Below are 17,088 nucleotides of genomic sequence, written 5' to 3'. Positions count from 1 at the left end.
ACGCCTATGTTGTCAGCTTTTGTCAGATTTGGTCTGGTTGTTTTATTGACGCTGTGCTGTACTGGCAGAGAGAATAGACAAATTATTACACCAATTCAATGATGCAACATCGTCCTCATACCACAGTGATTTTGGCAATGAGTGCAGATGGCAAAATAGCAGATTTCAGGCGATCGCCTGCTCGGTTTGGCTCAAAAGTAGATAAAGCACACCTGGAAAAACAAATTGCTGCCTGTGATGCCGTTATGTTTGGTACTGGCACTCTAGAAGCCTACGGAACCACATTAACCGTATCACATCCCACACTGCTACAACATCGAACTCAGGAGGGCAAATCAGCCCAGCCAGTTCATATAGTCATTACACAATCTGCTAATCTTAATCCGGAAATTCATTTTTTCCAACAGCCAGTTAAACGCTGGTTGCTGACGACAACAGCGGGGGCGCTTTCCTGGAAAGCACGGTTAAAGACACTACCGACATCGCGGAGTTGTCCATTACTGGATTTTCCTGGAGGATTTGAACAAATTTTGATTTTTGAAACCCCTGGGGGCAAAGTAGATACTACCGCTGCTTTACAACACCTAGTAAACCTACATCATATAACACGCTTAGGAGTTTTGGGAGGTGGTGAATTAGTCGCTTCGATGCTGGAACTGGATTTAATTGACGAATTCTGGCTAACTATCTGTCCATTGATTTTAGGTGGTGCAACTGCGCCCACGCCAGTAGGAGGTCAAGGATTTCTGGACAAATTCGCTCACAGACTGGAACTGTTAGAAGTTGACCAAGTTGAACAGGAAGTCTTTTTGCACTATCGCCTGCAACGACTAGCAGATTAGTATACGCTAAATAAAGTTTTTGCTAATTTTTGTATCTTCAAAGCCACAAGATGATAGAAAAACCCCAGCCTCGCTATTCTATCCTTTGGATCAACAAAATTGCTGAGGTCCCACAAAATGCATGGGATGCTTTAGCAATACCACTCAAAACCCCTTTTTTAGAGTGGGAGTGGCTGAATAATCTGGAAATTTCCCACAGTGCTACGGCTAAAACTGGTTGGTTACCAAATCACCTGACATTGTGGCGAGACAGAACGTTGATTGCTGCGGCCCCACTCTACCTTAAAGGTCATAGTGCTGGGGAATTTGTGTTCGATCACCAGTGGGCAAATTTAGCGGAGCGCCTTGGGGTAGAATATTACCCAAAACTGTTGGGGATGACGCCATTTACCCCGGCTGAAGGCTATCGATTTTTAATTGCACCAGGGGAAGATGAAGATGAGATCACCGCTTTGATGGTGCATGAAATTGACTCCTTCTGCTCTCAGAATCGGATTTCTGGGTGTCATTTTCTCTATGTTGATCCCCAATGGCGCCCAGTGCTGGAACGACAAGGGTTTACAACTTGGTTGCACCACAATTATATCTGGCAAAATGCAGGGTTTAAGACTTTTGATGATTACTTGACGGTATTTAATGCCAATCAGCGTCGTAATATTAAACGGGAACGCAAAGCAGTCCAAAAGGCTGGTTTACAACTGCGATCGCTGAGTGGTGATGAAATTCCTCAGTCCCTTTTCCCTTTGATGTACCAGTTCTATGCTGATACCTGTGATAAATTCGGCTGGTGGGGGAGCAAATATCTAACCAAAGGTTTTTTTGAGCAATTACACAGCAATTATCGCCATCGGGTGTTGTTTGTCGGCGCATACAGTGAGCAAGATGATCGCCAACCCTTGGGAATGTCCTTTTGTCTGTTTAAGGGCGATAGATTATACGGTCGCTATTGGGGTAGTTTTCAGGAGATAGATTGCTTGCATTTTAATGCTTGCTATTATGCACCGATTGAGTGGGCGATCGCTCACGGTATCCAAATTTTTGACCCTGGCGCTGGTGGAAGCCACAAAAAACGGCGCGGTTTTCCCGCTACCCCTAATCACAGTCTGCACCGCTTTTACAATCGGCGTTTAGAACAAATTTTACTTCCTTATATTCGTGAAGTAAATCAACTCGAACAACAGGAAATAGAGGCGATTAATACTGAGTTACCTTTTACAGAAAATAAAATCCAAACATCCCAGAATGTACTAGAAGATAGCAACGAAGGAATTACACTTGAATTAGAGTGTAAAAACCCTGAAGGTATTTGATTTAAGCATGACCATGAATCTGATAGTTGAAGATTTGGCGGCAATAGATAACCAGCTTTCTGAGCGTCATATTGACCTTGACCCTAGTGGATATTTTATTATTTACTTGGATCGCGAAGCGCGGTTAATTTATGCCAAGCATTTCACAAATGTGATTGACGAGCGTGGTTTAGCCGTCGATCCAGAAACAGGGAAAGTGATTCCCGCAAAGGGAAAAGTAGAACGCACTCACACAACTGTATTTAGTGGGAGAACAGCAAAGGAACTTAGTGTAAAGATTTTTGAAGCAACTCAACCCTGTCCAGTGACGCTGTTAGATCACGCAGCCTATTTAGGTCGGGAGTTTGTCCGCGCCGAGATGGCTTTAGTAACAGGACAAGAGTACATTCAAGATTAGAGTTAATCAGATCTTGCACTAGGTAGATAATGCACAACAAAAATCACTAAGTATTTATAGATTTTCGCGGTGCTAACAAATCCGCCAGGGACTCTAAGTCCCTGTCTCATAGCTTAAGTCCTCTATAAGAGGACTTAAAACTAACTTTATACAAAGTAAAATATATAACGCAATACAGTTCAGTTAGGCTCGAATGGTATACAGTGTAGGGGCACGGCATCCAAAATCTTTTCTTCTAATGACAATTTTATTCGTGCCGTGCCCCTACGACAATTTTCCTTAACTGAACTGTATTGATATATAACGTTATTTTCCTCGATTCATGGTTTATGCGTAAAGGTGCAAGATATGAAGTTATGAGTTAACTGCATAGTTCTATAGCAGTTTCCACTCAGATGCGGTAAAATGTTGCACTGCCAGATGTAGGGGCACTGCTGTGCCCCTACGGGTGTACTACCCATTGCTTGATGGTTGATTAATTTGGTAGATGTAGTAAGTTGCCATCGGGATAACGGTAGCAGCAATTATCAGTCCTACTACCCAAGCAGTGGCGTTACCTTTGTCGGTTTCTCCGGCTTTTTTAAAGGTGCTTTCTACCTGAACTTTCTCAGTGATTTGCGGTGGACCTGGATCAGGTTTACCAGCAAGAACGGTGACTAGGCGATCGCTAGCATCTAGAAATGCTTGGTTATATTTATTACCTTCACGCAAGGGGAGCAATAATGTCTCAGACGCTACGCTCAGGGCGATAGAGTCTGACAGCAAAGATTTAACTGTATCCCCAGTAATAATGGCAGACCCATTGGTAATTGTGTCAATCACCAATAAGGTCTGATTTGCTTGTGCTTCTTTGGTGGGAAACCATTTTTCAAACAACGCTTTGGTGAAACTTTCTGGTGTTTCTCCGTAGTCGAGTCGGCGAACCGTGACAATTCTGACTTCGCTTCCTGTTTGTTTGGCTAAATCCTCAAAGGCGCTACTAATCTTTCCTTCATTGAAACGGCTGATGACTTCTGCTTGATCCACAACCCAGGTTTTGTCCCCTGGTACGAGGTTAGGTATTTGATAAACACCTGTAGCTAATGCAGGTGCGGTAATCAGCGAAGAAGCTAAAATGATCATTACCAACGGCAGGATTAGCCTGATCAGATGCTTGGTACTGTTAAATACTTGCGGGAGGAGGTGTTTCATCAGATGAATTCGCAGAGAGACTTTCACCAAAAATACTACAGAACCACTGACAAAATCATCAGAAAAATAGGTTCAAACCCCGTGCTTTAGCGGAGCGCAACTACGAACAAATAAATTTCCCCAAAGAAACACCGCCCCATTCGGGGATTAACCCAAATAGGTGGGGCGGACTTTGCAAACCATTAAAGGATTATACCGTATTTTCACATTGATTAATATCAAAAAAAGGTTTTGAGAGCGATCGCAATTTTATGTAAACTAAAGAATGGGGAATGCAAGAAAGTTTCCTGACCCAACAGGAAGCAAAATTGATTAAAGATAAAGTTATGGCGCTGATAGTTCAAAAATACGGTGGCACCTCGGTCGGTTCAGTAGAACGTATTCAAGCTGTTGCACAGCGCGTGTGCAAGACGGTGAAAACAGGAAATTCAGTGGTGGTGGTGGTTTCGGCAATGGGTAAAACCACCGATGGACTAGTCAAACTAGCCAATGCAATATCGAGAAATCCTAACCGGCGGGAAATGGATATGCTGCTTTCCACTGGCGAACAAGTAACTATTGCCTTGCTGACTATGGCATTACAGGAACAAGGACAGCCAGCAATTTCGATGACTGGCGCTCAGGTAGGAATTGTTACGGAAGCTGAACACACCCGCGCTCGAATTTTAGATATTGCCACAGGTCGGATTGAGCGTCATCTTAACCGAGGTCAAGTAGTTGTAGTAGCTGGGTTTCAAGGCGTAGCTAGTACCGAAGAATTAGAAATTACTACCTTGGGACGTGGTGGTTCCGACACTTCTGCAGTGGCTCTGGCGGCGGCATTACGGGCGAATTTTTGTGAAATTTATACGGATGTGCCAGGGATTTTAACTACAGACCCCCGCCTAGTTCCAGAGGCACAGCTGATGGATGAAATTACCAGCGATGAAATGTTAGAATTGGCAAGCTTGGGAGCAAAAGTGCTTCATCCGCGAGCCGTGGAAATTGCCCGTAATTATGGAGTACCCCTAGTAGTTAGGTCTAGTTGGACTGAAGACCCAGGAACATGGGTAACATCAGCGCAAATCCCAGGGCGATCGCTAGTGAATCTAGAAATAGCCCGTCCAGTAGATAATGTAGAATTTGACACAGACCAAGCCAAGGTAGCTTTATTGCGTGTACCCGATAAGCCAGGGGTAGCAGCACGGTTATTTGGCGAAATTGCCCGACAAAAAGTAGACGTGGATTTGATTATTCAGTCAATACACGAAGGCAATAGTAACGACATTGCTTTTACCGTAACAACACCAATATTAAAGCGGGCAGAAGCAGTTGCAGCAGCGATCGCCCCCGCACTGCGAAATCCATCCCATCCCAAAGCAGAGGAAGCGGAGGTGATGGTAGAGCCAAATATCGCCAAAGTCAGCATCGCGGGGGCGGGAATGATTGGGCGTCCTGGGGTTGCAGCTCAGATGTTTGCCACTTTAGCAGCAGCAGGCGTCAATATCCAGATGATTTCCACCAGTGAAGTCAAAGTCAGCTGCGTAGTCAACGCCACAGAATGCGATCGCGCCATCACCGCCCTCCGCAACGCCTTTGAAATCGCAGCAGACAAGGAAACAAGTTTCCCCCCATCCCCTGTTTCTCCCCTCGCCCCAATCCCTCCTGTGCGCGGCGTGGCCTTGGATATGAATCAAGCGCGTCTGGCCATTCGCCAAGTCCCAGATCGTTCAGGGATGGCGGCGAAGCTGTTTGGATTATTAGCGCAAAACAACATCAGCGTTGATATGATTATTCAATCTCAACGCTGTCGGGTAGTTGATGGAGTTCCCCGGCGGGATATTGCTTTTACCGTCGCCCGGATGGATGGTGAAAATACCAAAGAAATGCTATCCCAAGCTGCAGCAGAATTAGGATGGGGTGAAGTAGTGCTTGACAGTGCGATCGCCAAGGTAAGTATTGTGGGTGCAGGTATGGTAAAACAGCCAGGTGTCGCCGCTAAAATGTTTGCAGCCCTAGCCGAAAACCAAATCAATATTCAAATGATCGCCACTTCTGAAATTAAAATTAGCTGTGTTGTGGCACAAGAGCAAGGTGTGAAAGCTTTGCAAGTCATTCACGCCGCCTTTGGGCTTGCTGGTACTGAAAAATTTGTAGTTCCAGCGTAGGACTAGTACCGCTGCGCGTAATGGGCTACGCCCCGCTACGCTAACGTAATTACTTTTTTTCAGGCTTGGTCACGTTTCTCATAGAACCTCGCGGGATGCGGGAAACTCAGACACTTCAGTGCTGAGAGGGAAGCGGCACGAGCGACTTTAGTCGCAGTGGTATTTGTGTTAAAATTAGAGCGTGAGTAAGAACAAAAAACATCTACGTGTTGAAGCATCCTAGTATCGGAGAAATCCCGGCTCCTATGAAACAACGGTTAGGTTTAAGTCCTGGCGCAGTATGACAGGAAAGAGCAAATAAAGGCTTGTTGCGGAGCGTACCGCGTCTTGGCTTAGTGATGGATTCACCAAAGCATTGGAAAAAATAAAAGTAGCTAGAAACCTAAGCTTGACTTAGAGTGACTAGGTAGACGGCGTTTGACGGTCGTAGCGAGAGTTTTACTCTGTCTGTAGAATCTCAGTGTCTTTAGACCTGAGAGTGTCAAGGATGGTTTATTTGCACCTTACCTTACTGTACTAGGGAAAAAAGCAATCTCCAGAACAACGCGACAAGGCGAAAACCGTCAACTGTTAAAAGTAGTTACGACTGACAAATGACCAATGACAAATGACCAATGACCAATGACAAATGACAAATGACCAATGACAAATGACCAATGACAACCATCAACCATTTCTAAGTTGCCATTTTTCCATCATAGCTATTATTTGCGAAATCGGCCGTTCTCCGCACCAAACTAAATCAAGTTTTTTCAGTTGTTCGAGACTGATACCGCCATCTTCGTCAGTGATAGATTCATATTTGCTGTCGCCGAGTGCTGCTAGTAAATGCTGGAAGATGATTCGTTCATCGAATTCGGGGTTTTTTTCCTGATCGTTGAGGATGGCTATTGCTCGTTGTTGTGGAAGCCCTTGGAGACTGCTGAAAATGAATATTGTAGGAAAGTTAGCATCTTGAAGACTTGGATGACGGGTGACTAACCCAGCTAGCAGCACTCCCAAATAAGCAGCTGCTTGAGAATTACTCAGCAGCTTGATCTGTTGAGATGCAATCTCAGTCAAATTTGTAAAGAATGGACACCCCAACATCCGTTCAATAGCGGTGACTTGATTTGAGACTGGGATACTTTCTAATTGTACCTGAAAAAATACCTGGCGCTCCTCTGGCAGTCGCCGGTGTAAGGTTTCCTTAGCCAAATCATTGATCATGATGTCGCCACCATACCCAATGCTGAAATCTCTACCAGGTTCCAAACCTTGATTTACTAATGTTTGAAAAACGTTATGTTGGGCTAATTGCTGCATTTGTTCATATTCAGATTTCCCTAGAAAAATTTGCATAAACCAACTGTGGCTGTCAGAATCGCATTCGACCAATACCTGGTTACAAATCAAATCTGTTAATTTTTGTAACCCGATAATTTTTTGCCAACGCCTAATTAGGGTATTAATAGCAGCTATATCACGACAATATAGAGCCTTGAGTAATTGACGCTTTGCATTAGCTGCCTGGTCTTCGTTTCGTCCAAATCCGTAGATTTTCAATGTTTTATAGAGGATGATTTGTGATTCGAATTAATACGTTTGTACACTGTTTAGCATCGCTCGTCATGAGTGGGAACACTGAAGAAATAGGAAAAGAGGATTTCACTTTTCTACACCAGAAATAAAAAGGGGATTTGGAGAAGGTAAACAGCGCCATCTCTTTCTATTTAGGGGTTTTCAACTTAGTCAAACCTGGTCGTAGATCACCATATTTAATTATAGTATTATTTACTCCTTGACAAAAATGTTCAGATACACAATGTCGATTTTTAGGTAACAAGTCGCGGAATAAAGTTTGAGTTCTCCATGATTAGCGCTCGCAGGCTCTCTATCCAAAGGTAGTTGGCAAAAGCCTGAGATGACATAATTGCCGTATATACATAATGTCCTATTTCTAGAGTGCGTAGGTTATATATAAATATTTTTCATAGATACAAAAAGTAACTATAGGACTACTATTTGATTTCTAAAATACATATAGACTAAGCAATATCAGGCAAAACCTGCATGTATCAGCCATGTAGCTAAGTCAGTAGACAGGAATAAAGCGAACTGTGTTAAAAAACGAAAAAAGCGTGAAACCCTTAGCAATTAAGAATAACAAAGGACAAATAACGATGCTTTTCTGTCCCAGAAGCACTCGCGTTCACCAGTACGGTTTATTTGCACCGAGCTACGCAGCTAAAAATACTGATACTTTTCCAAAAATTAACTAGATTACTATATAAAATTTTAGGTATAGTCAAGACTAATTTTTGATTAAAGATATATCACAGGTAACTTGACTTTTTACTGATTTTTATCTAAGCAGCAACATTAAAAATCGGTAAGAATACGCAAGCTATAATCAAACAAGAGAGTATAAAGCTATATTTATTTTCATGAATAATCAACTTTTGGATGCTCGTTACCGAATACTGACAGTTCTGAATGTGGGAGAAGTAGCGCAAACTTACCTAGTCGAAGATGCTAGCCTTCCCAACAGCAAATTTGTATTAAAGCAGCTCCATCCTGCTAGTAACAATCCCCAAGCTTTAAAAATTCTGCGGTGCTTGTTTGCGGATGAGGTCAAAATTTTAGAACTATTAGGTCAGGAACACGACCAAATCCAGAAGCTTGTTGCTTATTTTGAAGAAAATGAAGAATTCTACCTAGTCCAAGAATTCATTCCCGGTAATCCGTTAACTGAGGAAATTTTACAAGGAATACCGTTGAGTGAAGACGAAGTAATTAATCTCTTATCAGAGATATTAGAAGTATTAGTATTTGTCCATAGCCGTGAGGTGATTCATCAGGACATTAAACCTGCAAATATGATTCGCCGAGAGTCAGACAAAAAGTTAGTTTTAATTGACTTTGGTACCGTTAAAGAAATTGTCACTACTATTGTTGGTAATCTTGAATATATACCAGTAGAACAATTGCATGGAAAATCCCAATACAATAGTGATATATATGCTCTAGGTATACTGGCGATAGCTGCACTCATAGGTTTAACACCCAACGAAATAGCTATATTACCAAGTCATAAAAATGTACTTACTGGTGAAATTCTCTGGCGATATCAAATTCCCCAAGTTAACACAGAATTAGCAAAAATTCTCGACAAAATGATCCGCTTTGATTACCGGAAACGCTACCAGTCTGCGAGGGAAGTATTAAACGATCTGAAAAAATTAAAGAATCATGAATATGAGCCGCAAAGTCGGAATCAGAAAAAAATCAGGATAGTTTTGACAAGTATAGTTAGTTGTATTGCAGTTAGCGTAGCAACGTGGTTTTTTTTAGCACATAATTCTGTCAATAATCCTCCACAGTTATACAAACAAGGAAATGATTTTAATAAAGTAATTCAAATTAATCCCGATAGCGCCAAATAAGCTACGAGATGCTTCATTATCAATACTGCATAGGGCATTGGTGAATCTTTGCCATGACGCCACTTGCAACAAGCGGGGGAACCCTAGTCGAGCAGTGGCTCCCCCATACCTAATGAACCATGCCCTAAAACTCCATCCCCAGGTGGCTAAAATCCAAAATTGATTCACTCATCTTTGTTGTTACCATGTTTTTCCTTTTTCATACTTTCTTCTAAAGATTGAATTTGTTCACGACGGGCTTCCAGTTCTAGGGAACGACGCGCCAAGTCTTGGTTTTGTAACGTCAAAGATTGTCGCCAATGTTCCGCTCGCTCTACTTCCTGTTGCAATAATTCCGGTGTCATACCAGTACTGAGGTAGCCTTGGACTAAATGTAGTACCCAGTTAGTAGCATCTTCTAATTTTTTGATATCACCTGTGGGTGAAAGCTCAACTAACACAAGCAATTTTTCGCTCATCGTTTTTCCTTTTCCCAAGAGAATAAACGCCTCTTCTGGAATAATTGCCCACAGGTTATCAGCTTCTTGACGTGCCAACAAGCGCAACTGGTACTGCTCTAAAAATTCGTTTTTATGCACTTGAGCCAGATATCTCATGAGTCTCGCTTTGCTCCAATTAAAAATTTTCAATTAAAAATTCACAAAAATTTTTTATTTTTAATATCTTTATAGGGATTGGGAATTGGGAATTGGGGATAGGGGATTGGGGTGATGGATGATCCCCACTCCCCAGCGATGCACTGAGCGGTCGTTGTGTCCCCAGCGATGCACTGAGCGGTCGTTGTGTCCCCAGTCTACGGCAGATCCTGAAGGCGTAAGCGCAAAATTTCCACTTGTTTCTGGGCTTCTGCTAAAGCATCTCGTGCTGCATCTACCACATCAGGTCTAGCTTTATCCACAAAATTAGGATTACTTAACCTTCCGCTGAGAGAGTTAACCTCGGCTTCGGCTTTGGTGAGGCTTTTCTCTAGCTTGGCCCGTACTGCGTCGATATCCACCACACCTGTGAGGGGAATGACTACTTGGACAGTACCAACAACACCAGCGATCGCATTTTCGGCTGCTTGAGGTTCCTGTGCTTCTGGTTGTGGTAGATGCTTGTCAGTTTTTTGGGCGAACCACTTTCCCCAAAACCTTTGTCTACCCTCAGCTAACAATAAATTACGGGACAAAAACCAAGTTGTGTAACCAAAACCAACGATTTTAAAGAAATTCCCCAAGAAGGTAATGTCATTAATCGTATACGCCACATTGTAAGCCAAGCGAATCAAGACAATTGCCAGAATAATCAAGCCTATTATCTGCCAGCCTTGGAGTGATTTTTGAGGTGCAGCCGTTTGGCTGTTTTCTGGCTCACCCACAATGCTTAAACCCGCAATGCTTAAAGTTTCAACCTTAGCCAAATCTTTAATATATGCTTGTCCTGCGTTCAAAATTTGGCGTTCCTGTTCGCTTTCACTTTGCAAATTCACCGTCACCTTCACCCCTGGCTTAATCTCCGCTTCAGCGCGGAGATTCCGAATTGTGCGGATAGTGCCAATTAATAATTCAAACTGTGCTTCTAATTCCAAATCAATCAGTTTGTCATCTACCTGGGGATAGAGTTGTAAAGATATAGTTTGGGGGGAATCTGTTGGTTGTTGGGTGAGAGTTTGCCAAATTTCCTCAGTAATGTGAGGCATAAAGGGATGAAGTAATTTTAAAATCCCTTCCAGCACGTAGGCGAGGGTTTGTTGAGCGACCCGCCGCGATGCTGCATCAGCGTCTTGCTGCAGACGAGATTTGACTAATTCAATATACTGGTCGCAAAAATCACCCCAAATAAATTCGTAAAGTCCCTTTGCTGCTTCCCCTAAACCGTAATTGTTGATGGAATAAGTCGTTTGTTTAACAACTTGATGATAGCGGGAAATAATCCAGCGATCGCTCAGTTCAGTGCTGAGTGGTTGACCTAATTGTTGCGGGGTTTGTCCATCCAAATTCATCATCACAAATCGGGCAGCATTCCACAACTTATTCGCAAAATTGCGGGAAGCCTCCACCGATGATGATTCATCCTTTTTGCGATCATATTCCAAGCGGATATCTTGACCAGCCCCAGCCACTTCCTTCACCAGGGTGTAGCGCAGCGCATCAGTGCCATATTTAGCAATCAGCAACAGCGGGTCAATACCATTATTCGCCGACTTCGACATCTTTTTATTATTTTCATCCCGCACCAAGCCATGAATATAAACCGTTTTGAATGGCATAGTCCCGGTCAAATGACCCGCCATCATCGTCATTCTGGCAACCCAGAAAAAGATGATATCAAAACCTGTTACCAAAGTAGTAGTGGGGTAATAAGTCGCTAAATCTGGGGTTTGTTCCGGCCAGCCTAAAGTCGAAAATGGCCACAGCCCCGAAGAAAACCAGGTATCCAACACATCTGGGTCTTGCTCTATCTTGACATGTTCGCCAAATTGTGTTATTGCTTTTTTCCAAGCTTCCGCTTCATTCTTTGCGACCACAAACGGCGTCGAGTCAGTAATTTTACCATCAGTTTCACTAACCGCGTACCAAGCCGGAATTTGGTGTCCCCACCACAACTGACGAGAGATACACCAATCGCGCAAATTCACCAACCAATCACGATAGACCTTTGTCCAGCGCACAGGGACAAACTCCGGAGAAGAATGCTTATCGAGGAATTCCAGACCTTTGTCAGCTAGGGGGCGAATATTGACAAACCACTGAGTTGAGAGCAGAGGTTCAACAGGAACCTTACCGCGATCGCTGTAGGGAACGGTATGCTTATAATCCTCCACCTTCACCAAAAAGCCCTCAGCTTCCAAGCGAGCAACCACATTCTTTCTCGCCACAAAGCGGTCTTGTCCTTGAAAATCCCCAGCATTAGCGTTTAGGGTGCCGTCCTTATTCATAATATTAATAAACGGCAAATTGTGACGCTTACCCATTTCAAAATCATTGGGGTCATGGGCGGGAGTCACCTTCACACAACCCGTACCAAAAGCCGGGTCAACCAACTCATCACCAATAATAGGAATTTCTCGCTGTTGAATAGGTAGAGTCAGAGTCTTACCAACGAGGTGCTGATATCTTTCATCATGAGGATTAACCGCCACCGCAGTATCACCCAACATCGTTTCTGGTCGAGTCGTCGCCACCTCCACATAACCAGAACCATCAGTGAGGGGATAGCGGAAATGCCAAAGATTCCCATTTACCTCTTGATTTTCCACTTCCACATCAGACACCGCTGACATAGAAGCCGGACACCAGTTAACTAAATATTCACCGCGATAAATTAAGCCTTCCTGATACAGGCGAATAAATGCTTCAATCACAGCTTGCGATAAACCCTCATCCAGGGTGAAGCGTTCCCGCGACCAGTCTACCGACACACCCAAGCGGCGTAACTGATTCACAATTGTCCCACCAGACTCCGCCTTCCATTGCCAAGCGCGTTCTAGGAACTGGTCACGCCCTAAATCGTAGCGCGTTTTACCCTCAGCTTTGAGTTGCTTTTCCAAAATCGCTTGCACAGCAATACTAGCATGGTCAGTTCCCGGCAACCACAGGGTATTACGTCCCTGCATCCGGTGGTAACGCACGAGAGCATCAATTAACGCGCTTTCAAAGGCGTGACCCATGTGTAAACTACCGGTCACATTGGGGGGTGGGATGACAATGCAATAGGGTTCACCTGTGTGGTTGGGATCGGCTTTGTAAATTTGGTTTTCTTCCCAGAATTTTTGCCATTTGGCTTCTGTGGAAAAAGGTTCGTAGAGACTGGGGAGATTCGGAATAGTTGCGGTCATGCTGGGAAAACTAAGTTTGGAAGGACTCTATTGACACTCCCCGACCATTAGGTACGGGGATTCTGTAATCTACGTCAGAATTTGCTCTTGCTGGCTTGCGCCAACTAGCACAGTGATTCCGACTCCTACAGCGTTACTTCGGGATTGCCCATCCCTAGCTTGTCTGGCAAGATTTAAAATATTAATTGCTGCGTTTTCATCTCTATGCAAATTGCATCCACAACTACAAACATGGGTGCGAGTTGATAGAGACTTTTTCATAATTACACCACAACTTGAACATTTTTGTGAGGTGTAATGTGGTTGCACGCTGAACACTAGCCTTCCAAATAAACCTGCAAAATACTCAATCCACTGCCGAAATAAATACCAGCTAGCGTCAGCAATTGACTTAGCCAAACAATGGTTTTTGAGTAAATTACGCACTCGTAGGTCTTCATAGGCATATCATCCGCCTATTATACTACAATCCGCGTGGTGTTAAGGAAAATTGTAGGTTGGGATTACCGTTTAGATCTGGTTTAACGGTACTTTATTATATCGGTATATGCTCGCCAACTAGACCACTGACCGGTCAACCGCTTAAACGTTTTTCATTCCTTGTGTATACAAAATATACGTATATACACATAGTCAACAGACAGTAATATGTGTTTTTATAAACCGCATACTCCTAGGTCGAAGCAACCTACACGCAGTGTCTCATAACACAAAATGTAATACATTACTGCTGCAAATGATCTTACTAAAACCAACCATGTAACCTGGTATTAATATTTATGGCAATTGGTAAATGTGCGTATACTTAGCCTGCGGCAGGCATCGCTTGTCAAAACAAAGTTTAAGGACAATGGGCATGGAGGACAACTATTTCGTAAAGCAATGCTGGCTCAGTATAACGATAAACAGGGTAAACCAGTAGGGATTGAACTTCATATTGGGAAAAGACCAATCATCGCAGTTGGTAACTCTAGTGGTGATTTACAAATGTTTCAATACACCAATGTTGGGGTGGACAAATCCTTAATCGTGCTGATTAATCACGATGATTGTCAACGGGAATATCAATATAATGATACCGAAGGCACGCACATAAAACCTAAAAGGCTACGAAAGCCAGAAGAGCTAGTATATGATAATGAATCTCTAGTAGAAGCTAACAAGCATGACAATTGGAAGGTGGTTAGTATGAAAAACGATTTCAAAACCATTTTTGAATCAAACCCACAAAGACCAACTCCAATTTGCAAAAGTAATCATATTTGATTTTTGAAAAAATCTCAGTACCTGTAGGGTGGGCATTGCCCACAAAAACGTTGATGTATAAGGCATAGCCCTACCTACGTATATTTCCCAAATCAAATATTAGTCCTAAAATAGATTTTAGTATTCAGCTAAAATACTACCATCAGTAGTCAGTAGGGTGGAAAATCTCCACCTTACAACCAATTAAGTTGAGAGCTTGTATTGTTTAAACATAAAAACTGTTATGAAAACTTTTTGGTTAAAATCATTGATTCTCAGTTTGCTGACAATATGCCTCTTTTTAGGTTCTTCCACAGAAGTAAAGGCATCTCCTACAAAGAATAGCTGTCCAGAGGGGATGGTGTTTATTGCTGGTGGAACTTTTAACATGGGTTCAGATGCTCACTATGCTTCAGAGCATTCTGCCCCAGATATTACCGTTAATAGTTTTTGTATGGATAAATATGAAGTTACTAACGCCAAATTTGCTCAGTTCGTCAAAGAGACCGGCTACATTACAGTAGCAGAGCGTCCTCTATCCAAAGAGCAGTTTCCCGATTTATCAGACGATGTGAGGAAACCAGGTTCATTAGTCTTTCAAATGTCAGAACCAGAAGCAAAAAAAATCCGCTACTTAAGCTGGTGGAAGTGGACTCCTGGGGCAGACTGGCGACATCCTTTTGGGACTGGGAGCAATATCAATGGCAAAGAAAATTATCCCGTCGTCCAAGTTTCCTATGAAGATGTTGAAGCCTATGCTCAATGGGCAAATATGTCACTCCCAACAGAAGCCCAATGGGAATATGCTGCTCGTGGTGGACTCAATGATGCTACCTACAGTTGGGGTGAGCAATACTCAGAAAAGAAGGCTAATACTTGGCAAGGATTATTTCCTGTTTTCAATACCAAAGCGGATGGTTACATTGGCACAGCACCTGTAGGGTCTTTTCAATCCAATGGTTATGGCTTATATGATATTACTGGTAATGTTTGGGAATGGACTTCAGACTGGTATCGTCCTGGTCACGACCATAAAGCTCACAGTTTAGAGCCTACAGGTCCGTCTAAAAAAGAAAGCTTTGACCCTAGAGAGCCAGGAGTTGCTAAACACGTAATTAAAGGTGGGTCTTATCTGTGTGCCCCTAACTATTGTAGTCGCTATCGTCCTGCAGCTAGGGAGTCTCAATCACCAGATACAGGAACGACACATATTGGTTTTCGCTTGGTGAAATCGCACTGACCGCTAGTCCCGCGATTTCAAAGTCTTATACAATACCACTAAAACGCTGACACATGTGTATTTCGCGTAGGGGCACGGCAATGCCGTGCCCCTACAGCTGGTATCATATCGTGTGGATTTAGGGGTATCTAAAAATTTATCCGGTTAAACAAATAGTTTGAAAACACGCCCTAACCCCCTCGCTCTTTTCATCAACTTGAAAAAATGAAAACCCCCCCCTCACCCTGGACATACATTCCCACCCTCTACTTTGCCTCAGGTGTGCCCTACGTCATTATCAACACAGTTTCTGTGATTTTTTACAAAAAACTCGGCGTAGATAATGCCCAAATTGCCCTATGGACAAGTTTTCTCTATCTACCTTGGGTGATTAAAATGTTTTGGGGACCAATTGTAGATGTTTATTCCACTAAAAGAAGATGGATACTCTACACCCAATTTGCCATGTTCTGTTGTTTAGGTTTAATAGCTTTTTCGTTACATCTACCAAATTTCTTTTTTATCTCCCTCGCTGCTTTGACAATTGGAGCATTTATTTCCGCTACTTATGATATTGCCACGGATGGCTTCTATTTGTTGGCTTTAAGTCCAGAACAACAAGCATTTTTTGTCGGTATTCGCTCACTATTTTATCGACTTGCTGTAATTTTTTGCTCAGGAATTTTAGTGGTTTTAGCAGGTCAGCTTGAAGTATCTCTGAATAATATTCCTTTAAGCTGGACTCTAGCTATTAGTTTATCATCTTTAATTTTAGCCATAATTTTTATTTTTCATCGCCTAATTTTACCCATCCCTGAATCAGATACCCAACGACAGTCAGAAGCTGAAAAAATAAAGATTCCTTTTTGGGAAATTATTAGCTCATATTTTGCTCAGGAGAAAATATTAGGGATTTTAGCTTTTATTTTGCTCTACAGATTTGGCGAGGCGATGCTTGTGAAGATAGCTTCTTTATTTTTATTGGATAAACCAGAAGTAGGCGGCTTGGGTTTATCAACATCGGATGTCGGGTTAGTTTACGGAACTTTTGGGGTAATTTCCCTGATTTGTGGCGGCATTTTAGGCGGCTTGGTGATTGCTAAGTATGGGTTAAAAAAATGCATTTTTCCTATGGCTTTAGCATTAAATTTACCTGATTTATTTTATGTTTATCTCGCTTATACTAAACCTAGTCTGGCATTAGTGTATCCTTTGGTTTCTTTAGAACAATTTGGCTATGGTTTTGGTTTCACAGCGTTTAGTGTTTATTTGATGTATATTTGTGAAGGAGAATATAAGACTTCGCATTTTGCTATATCGACAGGCATCATGGCTTTAGGTATGATGCTACCAGGTTTGATTAGTGGTTATCTGCAAAAAGCTTTTGGCTACCCAGTATTCTTTATTTTGGTTTGTTTTTTCACTATTCCGGGGATGATTTCTCTGTTTTTTATTCCTTTGCAAGCACAAACAACTCGCACAACCAGTTAAG

At 42.6% G+C, this 17,088-nt stretch carries 12 protein-coding genes and 1 pseudogene; 8 read left to right on the top strand and 5 right to left on the bottom strand.

Going from position 1 to position 17,088, the window contains the following annotated elements; translation table 11 throughout:
* Nucleotides 1-98 precede the first annotated feature (98 nt).
* From HEQ19_01495 to HEQ19_01485, 3 genes are read left to right on the top strand one after another with little or no spacing between them, the layout of a single operon-like run.
* Nucleotides 99-842 (top strand): RibD family protein, encoded by a 744-nt coding sequence (locus tag HEQ19_01495; protein WYL98396.1) that lies wholly within the window; start codon nucleotides 99-101, stop codon nucleotides 840-842.
* 50 nt (nucleotides 843-892) lie between these two features.
* On the top strand, nucleotides 893-2,152 hold the full coding sequence (locus HEQ19_01490) for a GNAT family N-acetyltransferase (GenBank protein ID WYL98395.1): 1,260 nt from the start codon (nucleotides 893-895) through the stop codon (nucleotides 2,150-2,152).
* Between the two features lie 13 nt (nucleotides 2,153-2,165).
* Nucleotides 2,166-2,549, top strand: coding sequence for a DUF4346 domain-containing protein (locus tag HEQ19_01485; protein ID WYL98394.1), 384 nt, complete (start codon nucleotides 2,166-2,168; stop codon nucleotides 2,547-2,549).
* Between the two features lie 453 nt (nucleotides 2,550-3,002).
* Here the strand turns inward: HEQ19_01485 and HEQ19_01480 are convergent, their stop codons facing one another.
* The gene (locus HEQ19_01480; protein ID WYL98393.1) at nucleotides 3,003-3,740 is read right to left on the bottom strand and encodes a TPM domain-containing protein; all 738 of its coding nucleotides are present in this window, start codon (nucleotides 3,738-3,740) and stop codon (nucleotides 3,003-3,005) included.
* 326 nt (nucleotides 3,741-4,066) lie between these two features.
* Here HEQ19_01480 and HEQ19_01475 point away from each other — a divergent pair, with 326 nt between their 5' ends.
* Complete coding sequence (locus HEQ19_01475) at nucleotides 4,067-5,887, top strand: aspartate kinase (protein ID WYM03193.1); 1,821 nt, start codon at nucleotides 4,067-4,069, stop codon at nucleotides 5,885-5,887.
* A 666-nt stretch (nucleotides 5,888-6,553) separates the two neighbouring features.
* Here HEQ19_01475 and HEQ19_01470 read toward each other — a convergent pair.
* A complete protein-coding gene (locus HEQ19_01470; GenBank protein ID WYL98392.1) occupies nucleotides 6,554-7,432 on the bottom strand; it encodes a hypothetical protein in 879 nt (292 codons plus the stop codon).
* An 881-nt stretch (nucleotides 7,433-8,313) separates the two neighbouring features.
* Here HEQ19_01470 and HEQ19_01465 point away from each other — a divergent pair.
* Nucleotides 8,314-9,312 carry a serine/threonine-protein kinase gene (locus HEQ19_01465; GenBank protein WYL98391.1) on the top strand — a complete coding sequence of 333 codons (999 nt, stop codon included), beginning with the start codon at nucleotides 8,314-8,316 and terminating at the stop codon, nucleotides 9,310-9,312.
* Between the two features lie 164 nt (nucleotides 9,313-9,476).
* Here the strand turns inward: HEQ19_01465 and HEQ19_01460 are convergent, their stop codons facing one another.
* From HEQ19_01460 to HEQ19_01450, 3 genes and pseudogenes are all read right to left on the bottom strand, one after another.
* Complete coding sequence (locus HEQ19_01460) at nucleotides 9,477-9,908, bottom strand: hypothetical protein (protein ID WYL98390.1); 432 nt, start codon at nucleotides 9,906-9,908, stop codon at nucleotides 9,477-9,479.
* Between the two features lie 197 nt (nucleotides 9,909-10,105).
* Nucleotides 10,106-13,132 carry a valine--tRNA ligase gene (locus tag HEQ19_01455; protein WYL98389.1) on the bottom strand — a complete coding sequence of 1,009 codons (3,027 nt, stop codon included), beginning with the start codon at nucleotides 13,130-13,132 and terminating at the stop codon, nucleotides 10,106-10,108.
* Nucleotides 13,133-13,201: 69 nt separating this feature from the next.
* Nucleotides 13,202-13,576, bottom strand: a pseudogene (locus HEQ19_01450) (transposase).
* A 351-nt stretch (nucleotides 13,577-13,927) separates the two neighbouring features.
* Between HEQ19_01450 and HEQ19_01445 the strand changes: the two are divergent.
* The 3 genes from HEQ19_01445 (at nucleotide 13,928) to HEQ19_01435 (ending at nucleotide 17,087) form a co-directional block, all read left to right on the top strand.
* Nucleotides 13,928-14,398: a hypothetical protein gene (locus HEQ19_01445; protein ID WYL98388.1), complete on the top strand. Its 471-nt coding sequence runs from the start codon at nucleotides 13,928-13,930 to the stop codon at nucleotides 14,396-14,398.
* A gap of 223 nt (nucleotides 14,399-14,621) precedes the next feature.
* Complete coding sequence (locus HEQ19_01440) at nucleotides 14,622-15,617, top strand: formylglycine-generating enzyme family protein (GenBank protein WYL98387.1); 996 nt, start codon at nucleotides 14,622-14,624, stop codon at nucleotides 15,615-15,617.
* A 204-nt stretch (nucleotides 15,618-15,821) separates the two neighbouring features.
* Nucleotides 15,822-17,087: an MFS transporter gene (locus tag HEQ19_01435; protein ID WYL98386.1), complete on the top strand. Its 1,266-nt coding sequence runs from the start codon at nucleotides 15,822-15,824 to the stop codon at nucleotides 17,085-17,087.
* Nucleotide 17,088: the final 1 nt, after the last annotated feature.

It is taken from the genome of Gloeotrichia echinulata CP02 (assembly GCA_038087035.1).
Lineage (GTDB): Bacteria > Cyanobacteriota > Cyanobacteriia > Cyanobacteriales > Nostocaceae > Gloeotrichia > Gloeotrichia echinulata.
This window is presented reverse-complemented; position numbering and strand designations above follow the sequence as displayed.

Bases quoted from the DNA above. Each gene is read 5' to 3' on its own strand.
- HEQ19_01440 (WYL98387.1), top strand. From the start codon at position 14,622: ATGAAAACTTTTTGGTTAAAATCATTGATTCTCAGTTTGCTGACAATA.
- HEQ19_01475 (WYM03193.1), top strand. From the start codon at position 4,067: ATGGCGCTGATAGTTCAAAAATACGGTGGCACCTCGGTCGGTTCAGTA.
- HEQ19_01490 (WYL98395.1), top strand. From the start codon at position 893: ATGATAGAAAAACCCCAGCCTCGCTATTCTATCCTTTGGATCAACAAA.
- HEQ19_01435 (WYL98386.1), top strand. From the start codon at position 15,822: ATGAAAACCCCCCCCTCACCCTGGACATACATTCCCACCCTCTACTTT.
- HEQ19_01480 (WYL98393.1), bottom strand. From the start codon at position 3,740: ATGAAACACCTCCTCCCGCAAGTATTTAACAGTACCAAGCATCTGATC.
- HEQ19_01455 (WYL98389.1), bottom strand. From the start codon at position 13,132: ATGACCGCAACTATTCCGAATCTCCCCAGTCTCTACGAACCTTTTTCC.
- HEQ19_01495 (WYL98396.1), top strand. From the start codon at position 99: ATGATGCAACATCGTCCTCATACCACAGTGATTTTGGCAATGAGTGCA.
- HEQ19_01460 (WYL98390.1), bottom strand. From the start codon at position 9,908: ATGAGATATCTGGCTCAAGTGCATAAAAACGAATTTTTAGAGCAGTAC.
- HEQ19_01465 (WYL98391.1), top strand. From the start codon at position 8,314: ATGAATAATCAACTTTTGGATGCTCGTTACCGAATACTGACAGTTCTG.
- HEQ19_01485 (WYL98394.1), top strand. From the start codon at position 2,166: ATGAATCTGATAGTTGAAGATTTGGCGGCAATAGATAACCAGCTTTCT.